Origin of the sequence: Photorhabdus kayaii (assembly GCF_025384895.1) — a bacterium.
GTDB lineage: Bacteria > Pseudomonadota > Gammaproteobacteria > Enterobacterales > Enterobacteriaceae > Photorhabdus > Photorhabdus kayaii.
Genome location: NZ_JAJAFZ010000052.1, coordinates 23,960 through 37,052 on the forward strand (window position 1 = coordinate 23,960; position 13,093 = coordinate 37,052).

Consider the following 13,093-nt stretch of genomic DNA (forward strand, 5'->3'; position numbering starts at 1 on the left):
GTTACCATGCATACGAAAGTTATAAAATAAGACACTTACTATCTGTTATTACTAATTTAACATATTCTATACAAACGATACTTATGATTGTTTTCTCTTTATTACAAATTCGTCGCGGAACTCGTGTTCTGCTGGACAATGCCAGCGCCACTATCAATCCCGGGCAGAAAGTTGGTCTGGTAGGGAAAAATGGCTGTGGTAAATCTACCCTACTTGCACTATTAAAAAATGAGCTTCAGGCTGAAACAGGCACATTCACTTTTCCCAGTAACTGGGCACTTTCCTGGGTGAATCAAGAAACGCCGGCACTGGAAACACCCGCTCTGGAATATGTCATTGATGGTGATCGTGAATTCCGTCAACTGGAACAACAACTGCGGATAGCCAATGAAAAAAATGACGGTAATCTGATTGCTCATCTGCATGGTCAATTAGACACGATTCAAGCCTGGACGATCCGTTCAAGAGCATCAAGTCTACTGCACGGTTTAGGTTTCTCTCAAGAGCAACTTGATCAACCTGTACGTGCATTTTCCGGTGGATGGCGCATGCGCCTCAATCTGGCTCAGGCACTACTCTGCCGTTCTGATTTGCTGTTACTTGATGAACCCACTAACCATCTTGATCTGGATGCGGTTATCTGGTTGGAAAAATGGCTGAAAAGCTACCCCGGAACATTAATCCTTATCTCCCATGATCGGGATTTTCTCGACCCGATTGCCGATAAGATCCTCCATATAGAACAACAATCTCTGTTTGAGTACAGCGGCAACTACTCCTCTTTTGAGCGCCAGCGCGCTACCAAACTGGCGCAACAACAAGCCCTTTATAAAAGTCAGCAAGAGAAAGTTGCCCATCTGCAAAGTTATATTGACCGTTTCCGTGCCAAGGCCAGCAAAGCCAAACAAGCTCAGAGCCGTATCAAGATGTTAGAACGGATGGAATTAATCGCTCCTGCCCATGTTGATAACCCATTTCATTTCAGTTTCCGTAAACCAGAAAGTCTGCCAAACCCACTCCTGAAAATGGAAAAAGTCAGCGCAGGCTACGGCGAACGGACCGTTTTAAATTCCATCAAACTGAATCTGGTTCCCGGCTCCCGCATTGGCCTGCTTGGTCGTAATGGCGCGGGTAAATCCACGTTGATTAAACTATTAGCTGGCGAACTGCAATCTCAGAGTGGAACCGTAGAATTAGCTAAAGGGATCAAACTGGGGTATTTCGCCCAACATCAACTGGAATATTTACGTGCTGATGAATCACCATTACAGCATTTAGTCCGCATTGCGCCACAAGAAACAGAACAGCAACTTAGAGATTATCTGGGCGGCTTTGGTTTCAAAGGCGATCAAGTGACTGACCCAAGTGGGCGTTTTTCCGGGGGAGAAAAAGCACGTTTAGTTTTGGCATTGATGGTCTGGCAACGCCCTAACCTCCTGTTACTTGATGAACCAACAAACCACCTCGACCTGGATATGCGTCAGGCCCTGACAGAAGCTTTGATCGACTTTGACGGTGCATTAGTTGTGGTTTCTCACGACCGACATCTATTACGTTCAACAACAGATGAGTTGTATCTGGTTCATGATGGCCGGGTAGAATCATTCAACGGCGATTTGGAAGATTATCAACAATGGCTGATAGATCAACAACGTCAACAAAATCAGCAAATACGTGAAAACAACGATAAGGAAAAAGAGACATCCAGCCAAAGTGCTCAGGAAAGAAAAGATCAAAAACGGCGTCAAGCTGACTTCCGTAACCAAACGCAGCCATTGCGTAAACAGCTGACTCATCTTGAAAACCAGATGGAGAAACTGGGTGGCGAATTGGTTGTACTAGAAAATCAACTTTTAGACAGCGCTATCTATGATAGCAGCCGTAAAGTCGAATTAACTGAACATCTGCAAAAACAAAATCAGACCAAATCAAAACTGGAAGAAATTGAATTAGCATGGATGGAAATTCAGGAACAACTTGAAAAAATAACGCAAGAGTTTGAAGGATAAATGATTTTACAAATTATCATTCAATAAAAAAATAAAGCGGAAAAAAATAATCCGCTTTATTTTTCGATAACTAAATAAATTAAAAAGCAATTATAATAAATAAAAAAATCAGTATCCTATGATATTCATAATTATCATTGCCTAATGAAAAATCCTCATTAGCGCAACATTAATGAGGATTTCTTATCATTAGATGACATTTTTTTGTTGTAAAAGAAATAATTTCTCATATCACAACACATTTTATAGAAAGAAAGTACTAACTGAGTCCTTTTGAAGGAATTTCCCATATATTGAAGAACCGTTTTACATTGCTTGCTGTGTAAATAACAGTATGAGATATATTGCGGTGACCGAGATAATCCTGAATAAGGCGTGTATCTCTTCCCAAATCAGCAAGAGCATAGCCGCAGGCATGTCTTAACATATGTGGATGTGGTGAAATATCGACTAATGCTTGTCTGCCATAACGTTTTAACAAACTATAAACCTGATAGCGTGAAATCGCGCCTGATTTTTGTGATAAAAAAACCCACGATGTGTCTGATTCTCTCCAGCTCTTACGGATATTAATCCATTGATTTAACGCATTAAGTTCTTCAGGCACCAATGGATGTGTTGTTGATAGTCCCCCTTTTAATCGCCTTACGTGAATAATTCCCGAGCTAAGATCAAGATCGGATAGTGTCAGATGACATAGCTCACTGACTCTAAACCCATGAATAAAACACATGAGTAACATGCAATAATCCCGCTCAGCATGACGCCCCTGACGTGCTTTTTCTAAAATCGCATCAATTTCATATCTGGTTAAGAACTTACGCTTCTTCATGAAAATAGTTCCTGTGAGATTTGGGCATATAGTTACTGATAGAGAATATTAATCTAAAGAACTATATCAATTAATAGAGATTTTATGGAATTACTGATCTAAAATTTCATTTATTTATCATAAGAAAGAAATAAGTTTTTTGATATATAAATATAAAATCATATATATCATTTAACAGTGATTTTTTGACAGAAAATATCAGGATGTAGAATTTTTATTAAAAATTAAGAAACTATTTTACAACAAAAAACCAAACAGAATGCACCAAACTGTTAATAGTTTTACACAAAACTATCACCTAGGTCAACTTTTATGCTCCTCCAGACTAAAAACATATAACCATTTGTAATATATGATTTTTTTAATATCTTTTTATTACTTTTAATATTTTATCAATATTATTTTGTAAAAAATCAGTTGGTTTGTTTGAACTTAATCAGATATCAATCAATTAGAAAGTTTATAAGTTTAAATTAATGTCTTTTTTGGATATTAATTCCAAAATATTACCTATTTTAGTATTTATAACTAAACAAAACAGTTTGGTGCATTTTGTTTGGTTTTAAAAAATGTTGATATGAGATTTTAAGACCCTTTTTGCATTGGATATCTGGTGTAGGAGCTGAAGTTCCACACTGCTACTTTTGTATGGTTTTATCCTTAAGTTAAGGAATTAATTCACATGAAATTGAATACATTAGTTATGGCTCTCGGATTGGGTGTAACCCTAACAGCAGGTTCTGTCAATGCACAGACCAAGCCACCCGCCAGTACTAAAAATACTAACCAAGGCCAAGGAAAAGTGACTTTTGAAGGTTCTATTATTGATGCGCCTTGTTCTATCCACCCCGGTGATGACGATCAGACTGTGAAGCTTGGGCAGATTTCCAACAAAGCACTGGCAGGAGGTGGTAAGTCCACGCCGGTTCCTTTTAATATCCGTTTACTAGACTGTGATGCTAACGGCTTGGAAAAGAAGATTGTAACGGCGACTTTCTCTGGAACACCATCTTCTGTGAATAAGGACCTACTGGCAATTGTTGGTTCGGCCTCTGGTGCGGCTATTGGTATCACCAACGATAACGCCAAACTTATCAAACTAGGACAACAGAGTTCACCCACAATCATCACCGATGGTTCCGATTCGACCATGCACTTCGCTGCTTTCTTACAGGGTGACGGTGCTTCTGCGACTATCGTTCCTGGTGATTTCACCGCTGTGGCTAACTTCACTCTGGCTTACCAATAAAGGTGGTGAAAGAAGCCTTTCTGTGCGTTGGAAAGTCTATCTGTTTCTCTTTCCCGCTGTGGCCTAGCCTTCAGGCTGACAGGGGAAACAGCGGGAAAGAGGGGTCCCTACAAGATTAGGGAAATGAATTTGCCGGTAAACCGAATTTTGGGGAGCGAGATGACTCTTCTTAGCCATCCAACCTGTTCTAAGATGTTACCTTCCCTGCTGACGTTGTTAGTGCTAACCAGCCTGATATTGTCATTTATGGCAACGGCTATCAACCAAGAGCACGGCCGCGTCAACATGCAAGGCTCCATCATTGATACACCGTGTACAATTGCTTTGGGCAATCAAGATCAGACCATCGACATATCATCTATTTTGGTCGGACAAATTATCCGCAGTGGTCACGGGCCGGTACGGCTTTTAAGTATACAGTTGATTAATTGTCTGTTGACTCCCGTATTACTGAATCGCCTGAGTAGGTCACACTTTCGAGTGACTTTTGATGGTGCGGCTGCTCGTAACGACTTGTTTAGCATGAATGGTGAGGCGAGTGGTGTGGGATTACAGATATCGGACAGTACAGGAGCGGTAGTTGTGCCAGGCAAACCAATGCCTGTAGAGGATCTGCAAATAGGCTCAATGCGGCTGGATTATACTTTGCGTCTGATAACAGCTCACCAAGTGTTACGCGCCGAGGCCCTCCACACCATGATACGTTTCAAACTGGATTATTTCTGATGAAAGGACCCATGCCATCGCTACTTTGTGGAGCGAGGGATAGCTCGGTGGCACTGTGTATCTTGTTGGCTCTTTGTGGCATTCAGGTGGTCAAGGCTGCCGATAGGGTGGAATTCAACACGGATGTTCTTGATGTCAAGGATCGGGCGCGTATTGACTTAAGTCAGTTTTCCCAGGCTGGCTACATTATGCAAGGTAGCTACCAGATGGTATTACGCTTGAATAAAAACGAATTGCCCGAGCAGACGGTGCAGTTCATTGCTCCTGATCATGATCCGAAAGGCAGTGAAGCGTGCCTGACGCTGAAGATGGTTGATCAACTGGGACTTAAAGCGGATGCAATCCGTCAGCTTACTTGGTGGCATAACGGCCAGTGCCTAGAAATAGCTTCTCTGAAAGGTATGGAAGTTCGAGGTGACTTGGGCGCTGGGGCACTATACATCAGCATGCCGCAGGCTTACTTAGAATATACCGTAGAAAACTGGGATCCGCCGTCACGTTGGGATAATGGGATCTCCGGTATGTTATTTGACTACAGCGTCAATGCACAAGTGACAAATCAGTCAGGTGCAGGCAACCAAGCGCAATCTTTGAGCGGTAACGGAACAGTTGGGGCCAATTTGGGAGCTTGGCGTCTGCGGGCCGATTGGCAGGTGCAGTACAGCCATACTACGGGGCAGGTGGGAAGCGCCCAGCAAAGCTGGGAGTGGAGCCGCTACTACGCCTACCGTGTAATAGCCGCTCTGCGTGCCAAGCTGACGTTGGCGGAAGACTACCTCAACTCTGGGATATTTGACAGTTTCCGTTACATCGGAGCCAGTCTGATATCGGACGACAACATGCTGCCACCGAACCTGCGTGGTTATGCGCCGGAAGTGACTGGGGTGGCGAAAACCAATGCCAAGGTGACCATCAGTCAGCAAGGGCGTGTGATTTATGAAACTCAGGTGGCAGCAGGTCCTTTCAGTATTCAGGATCTGAATACTGCGGTGAATGGCAAGCTGGATGTGAAGGTACAGGAGCAGGATGGCAGCGTACAGACCCTCCAAGTGAATACCGCTAATGTACCCTATCTGACACGTCCAGGTATGGTTCGTTACAAGATTGCCGCCGGTAAACCATCAGACATTAAGCATCGCAGTAAGGGGCCGGGCTTTGCAACTGGAGAATTCTCTTGGGGGGTGAACAACGGTTGGTCGCTGTACGGAGGAGCTTTGCTGGCCAAGGGCTATAACGCTCTGGCTATCGGTATCGGCCGTGACTTGCTCGCGTTTGGTGCATTGTCATTTGATGTGACGCAGTCGCGAGCTCAGTTTCTGCATGATGACACCAAACAAGGAGGCTCGTATCGGGTTAGCTATTCTAAACGCTTTGATGAATACGATAGCCAGATAACATTTGCAGGTTACCGTTTCTCAGAACGTAACTTCATGAGCATGTCGCAGTATTTAGAGGCGCGTTATTACGGTGTCAATAATGGAAGAGGTAAAGAGTTCTATACCATTACGTTTAACAAACAGTTTAAGGAAATGGGGCTTAGTGTTTATCTGAACTACGGCCATCAGACCTACTGGGACCGTCCGAACAACGATACTTATAACCTGTCACTATCGCGTTATTTCGACATCGGACGTTTTAAAAACATTAGCCTGAGCCTAACGGCATATCGGACTCAGTACAACGACACTAATGATGACGGTTTGTATCTGAGTATGGCTGTACCGTGGGGTGAAAATAGCACAATAACCTATGACGGTCAGCTTAGCCGTAATAGCAGTAATACTGTGGGTTACTATGACCGTATCGATGACAACAATACATATCGGATTAATGTTGGTAACGGTCAAGGCGGACGTAGTATTGGTAGTGGTTATTTCACCCATGAGGGGGATATAGCTAAGTTGACAGCGAATGCCAATTTCCGTGGAAGTGAATATAGCGCTATGGGGCTGTCACTTCAGGGGGGAATAACGGCGACGGTGGATGGGGCAGCGCTACACCGTATCAACATGATAGGGGGAACACGCATGATGATCGATGCTGATGGGATTGGTGGTGTACCAATACGCGGTTATGGCAGTGTGACCCATACCAACGTTTTTGGTAAAGCGGTGGTGAGTGATATCAACAGTTACTACCGCAGCAGCGTTAATGTGGACGTGAACCAACTGGCGGATAACGTGGATGCCACTCGCTCGGTGGTACAAGGCACGCTAACGGAAGGCGCTATTGGTTATCGCAAGTTTGGGATGATCGCCGGCGAGAAAGCGATGGCTATTATTAAGTTGACAGACGGTACGGCCCCTCCATTCGGCGCTGTCGTGATGAACGAACGTGAAATGCAAACTGGCATCGTGAATGATGAAGGAAGTGTGTGGTTAACCGGCATTAATCCTGGCGAGAACATGAGTGTGCATTGGGATGGTCGCATACAGTGTCTCATCACATTACCGAAATCTCTTCTCGCCAACTTGATGAATAATCTGTTGTTACCTTGTCGGCGTGTTAAAGGGATTGGTGGTTCTTTCCAGAAGATTAATAAAAGTGTGGGGTGAATCAGTGGAAATGTTGCCTAAAGATAAGTACAACCGCATGAGTATGACGATGAAAAAAAACATAGCAGCTTCTGCTGTCATGTTAGCAGGTATTCTGGCTGTTCAGCAGGCTAATGCAGCTATTGCCCTCGATCGCACCCGCGCGGTGTTTAATGGGGAAGATAAATCAATGAGCCTTAGCATCAGTAACCAGAATAAAGAGTTGCCCTATCTTGCGCAGGCTTGGATTGAGGACGAGCATGGCAACAAGATTAACAATCCACTGACTGCGCTACCGCCACTTCAGAGAGTAGAGCCAGGAGCCAAAAGCCAAGTGAAGTTGCAAGTCACTCAGGGCATCAACATGTTGTCTCAGGATAAAGAGACGCTGTTCTATTTCAACCTCCGGGAAATTCCGCCGAAGTCCAACAAACCCAACACATTGCAGATTGCGCTGCAAACACGTATCAAACTGTTTTATCGGCCAAAGGCTATTACTGTTGGCCGAACAGACCACGAAAATCCTTATCAGGAGAAATTGACGATGACTCGACAAGGGGATCACTATGTGGTTAACAATCCGACGCCGTACTACGTGACTATTGCATCAGCGTCATCCAGCCTAAACGGGGCAGCGGTATCCGGTTTTAATCCGATGATGATCCCACCAAAAGGCAGTGCTGTGTTGGGTGGCAGTGCGTCAGCAATGGGTAACAGTCCTGTACTGATTTTCATCAATGATTTCGGTGGTCGGCCAAAATTAGTGTTTGGTTGTAGTGGTGGCACTTGTACCGTGAAAAGTAGTAAAGCCGGTTGAGATGTTTGCTGAAATTGGGATAACTCAGTAAAGGAGGCATGTATGAACACCATCCTAAAGCCAGATCGAGATGGACTGATACCGTCCTTGTGTCGGCGTAACCGATTACATGTTCTTAAAGCGTTGTTGCTCTTGCTTTCGATAAGCTCAGTGTGTAATGCGAAGGATAAATTTGAATCCATTGTTCGTATAAAAGTGAATGTACTTAGAGAAGCTTGCGGTATCCAGCCTGGAGATGATGCAATTACCGTGGACTTCGATACAGTGTTCGGAAAACACCTTTATCAAAATGAACGTAGTCATAGTAAAGCGTTTTCAATTCACCTCATAAACTGTGATGTGACAAGAGCTCGGGAGGTGAATATAAAATTTCTAGGTAAGGAAAATAATGAGCTTCCTGGGCTTTTGGCTTTTCAACCGGGAAGTCAAGCATCAGGGGCAGCGGTTGGAATAGAGTCTCTGGCTGGAGAACCGATTTCGATAAACAAGACTGTTAAAAAATACAGTTTAAATAATGGCAATGCCACGCTGGACTTTAAAGCCTACGTGCAAGGGGAACCTTCTGCTATCAGAAATCACTCAATAGTATTTGGTAAGTTCTCGGCTATTTCGACGTTTATGTTGGACTATGAGTGAAATGGAGGGAATATGAGGGGCTTTTTCTATCTTGTTTTTTTCATGACATTGGCTGGTGTTCCATTTATAGAGGTAAATGCAGGAGCCTTCGTTACGCCTATTGATATGTACCAAAGCGATTCAGACACTCGTGTGGTTCTACAAGTAGTTGACTGGACGGAAAATGATACCGACCTAAACCCATGTTACGAATCTGTGTTTTGTTATGTTGGTCCAGATGTGAAATATCGTGATAAACCTGTATACCCGGGGATGTATGGTAGCTGTGTACTGGATAATCATTGTCTTAGAATCTCTCAATTTAAGACTAGGAAGGAGGTAGCCAGGGAGTACAAAAAAGCATTTCCGTTGCCATATCGAGCAGAGTTCCTTTTGCGATCCCCTGAGGCAGATTGTATAGGATTGTTTTATATTCGACACCAACCTAATCCACATAGTTCAGATGCACAGCAGTGGCCTGGTAGTGTTTGTGGCAAGGTGCCATCAGTCAAGCAATCTTGCAGTCTTTATTTGCCATCTGTAATTGATCATGGCAATTTAGGGCAAGAAAATCTCAACGGGAATAAGAAAACAATAACAGGAAATGTGCAGTGCGCATTGCCAGCTAACCTGACTTTATATACAAAATCCTCAACGGGTGAAAAGTTTATTTATTTAAATCCTGAAAAAACACTTTACTCCGATGTGGATATCAATGGCTCAAATGCTTGGAACGGTGTTCCAATAACGGTAAGTGGAAATAATCTCTATTCATTTTCTTTTTCATCCAGACTTCAATCATTGGGTAAAGTTGGTGCAGGTGCCTATTCGGGAGATGTTATTGTGATTATGGCTTTTAATTAGTTTTGATGCTAATGATGCTGGGGAGTAATAAGGTGAATAACGTGTTTGTTCTTAAACGTATATGTGTGATGTTGCAGGTTCGGAAAATAACAAGGCACTATATTGTATCTTATGGTTGTTATTTCTACCTACTATTAGCAGCCGCATTCCTTTTAACAGGATGTGCTCAAGAGCTCACACCAAAGAGAGTTCCGACATCAAGTAAAATAAAAGTATCGTCAACCGCTAAGACATTGGTTCATTCTTCATTACCCCATGAATCTGGAAACGGTGATTGTCGTTTTGCCGGAACTATGCAGCCCTCTACTGACAGCAATTCCGGTAAATTGGCACAATGTACTCGCGAGTTAGAGGCATTGAAGCAGTTCAACGGCGCTAAATACACACGCTACAAAGCCGAGTTTGATCGCATTGCCCGTACGGGTAGTCAATATTTGGCGGTAGCTAACGGGATCAGTCAGGATATCAATGACTTAGTACGTCCTAAGTATCAGTATGCTCTTACCAGTTTGTGTTATCGTATAAAAAACGACTTATCATTGGCATTAATTAATCAGGTAGATGCACAATGAGCTGTATACGAATGCATCTTCATCGCTGTGCCTGGTTATTAATTGGTTTTTTGGGAACGGTTGATATTGTAAGTGCAGCAGAAAGTGGAAACTATACACCTCCCGGCGGTACGCTCTCGGTGGATAGCTTGATGGAAAGCGCCAGTAATTCTGATTATGGTCTGAGTACCCTAATGGCGCAACAGTCCAAATCTGGTGAGTCATCTTCAAACAGAAGTGCATCAAAACATGCGGTTGGAACATCAATTCTTGTTGGTATGGGGGCCTCGTCCGGTGGTAGCGAAGCAGCAGCCCGTAAAGTATTGCGTGCAGAGAATCGTAAGCTTAAGAGACAACTGACCGATAGTATCGCCGAGTTGAAGTCTTCCCAGACTGAACTGGAAAAGAGCCGTAAGCAGCTATCTGACCACCAATCAGTCAGGGTAGAAGTGCAGAGACAGAAAGATAAGTTACAAAAACAGTTAAGTGACAATCAGACCTTGCTGACGGTTACGCAGCGTCAGTTCAAAGAAGCACAAACGCAGTTAGAGGCAGTGCGTAAACAGTTCAAAGAAACTGACACTGCTCGAATGCAGTTAGAGATGGCGTTGGTTTCTACTCGTGATCAACTAGTGCAAGCTAATGATCGAGCGGTAAAAGCCAATAAGTCCGTGAGTGTACCGCTCGATAACGATAACCGTAAGCGTGACTATGTAGTGGGCCAAGCGATGGCCTCGGGGCTAAAAGAGACACTGACCAGTTATGCAGAAAGTGGGTTGTCTCTGGATCCTGTTCGAGTGACTGCCGGATTAACTGATGGATTACGCAATCGCATGCAGCTTAAACGCAGTGATATGGATAAATATTACCTGACCTTTGCGGAGCAATTACAAAAACAGGTAAATGCCAAGGTTAAGATGGGAGAAGCTCTGATTGCGAAGAAAACTACCGGACGCAAGCCAGCGAAGAAAGTCAATGGCTTGGTGTACTTTGTGGTCAAGAAAGGTCACCCTATTAAGGATCAGGATGCACCGGTTTCGCTAGCTTTGTCTGAGCAGATTGTTGATGGTGCCACTTTAAGCACTATTCCGACACTGACACTTACCGCTGACGATGATATACCAGCCGTAGTGCGTGAGGCGCTTCCATTGTTGGGTGAAGAGGCAGAAGTTGATGCCTATGCTTTAGCTAAGGTCGTGTATGGCAACTTGCCGATGCCGAAAGGAGTAACCCCGTTTACGGTCTTGGTCTATCACCTCAAGGGGATTAAACCTCAGTAAAAATAAACCATTTTGACATCCTTATATCTTGGATTTACCCATGGCATCATCAATTTCATATTCACCTGATTTATCCCCGCATAATAATTTACGGCGGGGAGCAGTCACGAGATAATCCCTATTAATAACTGCTAATTCTTTCAAATCAATTATATCATTGGAGAATTGATCAAATATTATTGATTATAACCTATAAAATACTTACTATTAATAGTAATATTTAAATAACCAATATGATATCTGACTTATTCCTCCCGTCTATATAATAACATTAAATTAGCAATAGTTTATTTTACATTAAAAATACCAAACTATGATCCCTCATTCATACATTATCAATCAGAGAAGATAATAACTCCGTTTCATTTATCAATTCATAATCGATAACTGGACTCCATAAGATACCAAAATCAATCTCCATATCGGTTTTTAACACTTCTAATAAATCCAAATATTGTGATGGAATTGAGCGGATAACTTTTTCCGGCACTAAAGAAAAACCATTGCGTTTAATTATCAGCTCAATCATTACCATAATATCATTCGTTTTTAACATTAAATTCATACTATTATCATAAATAGAAAATGCGTTAATGCCATCAGTAAAATCAATTGGTATATCATTCTCATCCATGTCAATAAGCTGATACAACGATGCCATTTCAGCGCTTAATGCTGTAAAATGCCGTAACCAATCACTGCCTTTTTTAAAAAGGTAAACGAGTTTTTCAGTAAAAATCTTTCTAGGCATAAGTGATGAAGTTAATGGTAGAGGAACAATGGCGATATGTAATAAACCAGAGTTTAATAGATTCATTTGCTGCTCAAATGTCAAACCAGTAATTAGCACAAGCACGGCTTTTTCCTTCCTACCTAGAAAAATCCGCTCTTCCATTTTTCCAGAATCATAAATAGGAAAACAAGAGCTAACATAAAGGTAATGTGGCGCATCATCTTGCAAATCATGATTAACCTGAATCTGAAATTGCTCAAAATGACCCAGTAATTTCTGAGCATTTTCAAAGGTTTTTTGTCCAAAATCAGTCAACCGAGTACCACCTGGTCCTCTGGAAAACAAAAGAGCCCCAAATTCCGCTTCCAGTGCATTAACTTTCTTAGTCAGTGCAGGTTGAGAAATATGTAGTATTTGAGAAGCCTTATGATAATTAAGTGTTTCAGCTAACACGATAAAAGCTTTGAGATTACGTATATCCATATCTCCACCATTCAGGTTTATCTTTCATACTTTCTTACGTTATTATTTCAATAATGAACTAAATCATTTAGACTTAACTGAAATTAATTAAATAGAGATTAAACAACAATTATAAGATGATCAATTAATTTATTATAAAAATGTTGGCGATATAAATATAGATTGTATTTATACCATAATTCCTTCTTACTCTCTAAGATAAATGGATAAGTAATTCACTTAAATAAAATGCGTTAGAAGATAAGAAATTTTCCGATTTTTAGCTGTTTTCCCTATAGTAATTCCTATACACCTAATGACATGTATTTGCTACTATACAGGATAGCGAAATATAGCAGGTAAGCATCATTCTGAAAATATAATTATTAATCCTCATTTTCAAATCAACAATGAAGACAAC

At 42.1% G+C, this 13,093-nt stretch carries 11 protein-coding genes; 9 read left to right on the forward strand and 2 right to left on the reverse strand.

The genetic code is table 11. The features are described 5' to 3' along the window. The first annotated feature begins 83 nt into the window (after nucleotides 1-83). Nucleotides 84-2,009: an ABC transporter ATP-binding protein gene (locus LGZ98_RS17185; RefSeq protein ID WP_113043095.1), complete on the forward strand. Its 1,926-nt coding sequence runs from the start codon at nucleotides 84-86 to the stop codon at nucleotides 2,007-2,009. A gap of 259 nt (nucleotides 2,010-2,268) precedes the next feature. On the opposite strand, the gene LGZ98_RS17190 is transcribed toward LGZ98_RS17185, so the two are convergent. Then, nucleotides 2,269-2,841 (reverse strand): tyrosine-type DNA invertase, encoded by a 573-nt coding sequence (locus LGZ98_RS17190; protein ID WP_113043096.1) that lies wholly within the window; start codon nucleotides 2,839-2,841, stop codon nucleotides 2,269-2,271. A 682-nt stretch (nucleotides 2,842-3,523) separates the two neighbouring features. Here LGZ98_RS17190 and LGZ98_RS17195 point away from each other — a divergent pair. From LGZ98_RS17195 to LGZ98_RS17230, 8 genes are all read left to right on the forward strand, one after another. After that, on the forward strand, nucleotides 3,524-4,090 hold the full coding sequence (locus LGZ98_RS17195; RefSeq protein WP_112879346.1) for a fimbrial protein: 567 nt from the start codon (nucleotides 3,524-3,526) through the stop codon (nucleotides 4,088-4,090). Between the two features lie 159 nt (nucleotides 4,091-4,249). Further along, a complete protein-coding gene (locus tag LGZ98_RS17200; RefSeq protein WP_262978317.1) occupies nucleotides 4,250-4,816 on the forward strand; it encodes a fimbrial protein in 567 nt (188 codons plus the stop codon). After that, a complete protein-coding gene (locus tag LGZ98_RS17205) occupies nucleotides 4,816-7,371 on the forward strand; it encodes an outer membrane usher protein (protein ID WP_262978318.1) in 2,556 nt (851 codons plus the stop codon). The genes LGZ98_RS17200 and LGZ98_RS17205 overlap by 1 nt, the downstream gene beginning before the upstream one ends. Nucleotides 7,372-7,414: 43 nt before the next feature. Then, nucleotides 7,415-8,167: a fimbria/pilus periplasmic chaperone gene (locus LGZ98_RS17210; protein WP_271866286.1), complete on the forward strand. Its 753-nt coding sequence runs from the start codon at nucleotides 7,415-7,417 to the stop codon at nucleotides 8,165-8,167. A gap of 42 nt (nucleotides 8,168-8,209) precedes the next feature. Next, complete coding sequence (locus LGZ98_RS17215) at nucleotides 8,210-8,803, forward strand: fimbrial protein (RefSeq protein WP_262978319.1); 594 nt, start codon at nucleotides 8,210-8,212, stop codon at nucleotides 8,801-8,803. A gap of 12 nt (nucleotides 8,804-8,815) precedes the next feature. Next, nucleotides 8,816-9,646, forward strand: a complete 831-nt coding sequence (locus tag LGZ98_RS17220; RefSeq protein WP_262978320.1) for an MrpH family fimbial adhesin — start codon at nucleotides 8,816-8,818, stop codon at nucleotides 9,644-9,646. A 32-nt stretch (nucleotides 9,647-9,678) separates the two neighbouring features. Then, nucleotides 9,679-10,218 carry a YuaE family lipoprotein gene (locus LGZ98_RS17225; RefSeq protein ID WP_262978321.1) on the forward strand — a complete coding sequence of 180 codons (540 nt, stop codon included), beginning with the start codon at nucleotides 9,679-9,681 and terminating at the stop codon, nucleotides 10,216-10,218. Continuing rightward, entirely contained in the window at nucleotides 10,215-11,477 is a 1,263-nt protein-coding gene (locus LGZ98_RS17230; RefSeq protein WP_262978322.1) for an FKBP-type peptidyl-prolyl cis-trans isomerase N-terminal domain-containing protein, read from the forward strand. The genes LGZ98_RS17225 and LGZ98_RS17230 overlap by 4 nt, the downstream gene beginning before the upstream one ends. Before the next feature lie 325 nt (nucleotides 11,478-11,802). On the opposite strand, the gene LGZ98_RS17235 is transcribed toward LGZ98_RS17230, so the two are convergent. Then, nucleotides 11,803-12,693, reverse strand: a complete 891-nt coding sequence (locus LGZ98_RS17235) for a LysR family transcriptional regulator (RefSeq protein ID WP_113043102.1) — start codon at nucleotides 12,691-12,693, stop codon at nucleotides 11,803-11,805. Nucleotides 12,694-13,093: the final 400 nt, after the last annotated feature.

Coding starts and splice junctions, on each gene's coding strand:
- LGZ98_RS17185 (WP_113043095.1), top strand. CDS start 84: ATGATTGTTTTCTCTTTATTACAAATTCGTCGCGGAACTCGTGTTCTG.
- LGZ98_RS17190 (WP_113043096.1), bottom strand. CDS start 2,841: ATGAAGAAGCGTAAGTTCTTAACCAGATATGAAATTGATGCGATTTTA.
- LGZ98_RS17195 (WP_112879346.1), top strand. CDS start 3,524: ATGAAATTGAATACATTAGTTATGGCTCTCGGATTGGGTGTAACCCTA.
- LGZ98_RS17200 (WP_262978317.1), top strand. CDS start 4,250: ATGACTCTTCTTAGCCATCCAACCTGTTCTAAGATGTTACCTTCCCTG.
- LGZ98_RS17205 (WP_262978318.1), top strand. CDS start 4,816: ATGAAAGGACCCATGCCATCGCTACTTTGTGGAGCGAGGGATAGCTCG.
- LGZ98_RS17210 (WP_271866286.1), top strand. CDS start 7,415: ATGACGATGAAAAAAAACATAGCAGCTTCTGCTGTCATGTTAGCAGGT.
- LGZ98_RS17215 (WP_262978319.1), top strand. CDS start 8,210: ATGAACACCATCCTAAAGCCAGATCGAGATGGACTGATACCGTCCTTG.
- LGZ98_RS17220 (WP_262978320.1), top strand. CDS start 8,816: ATGAGGGGCTTTTTCTATCTTGTTTTTTTCATGACATTGGCTGGTGTT.
- LGZ98_RS17230 (WP_262978322.1), top strand. CDS start 10,215: ATGAGCTGTATACGAATGCATCTTCATCGCTGTGCCTGGTTATTAATT.
- LGZ98_RS17235 (WP_113043102.1), bottom strand. CDS start 12,693: ATGGATATACGTAATCTCAAAGCTTTTATCGTGTTAGCTGAAACACTT.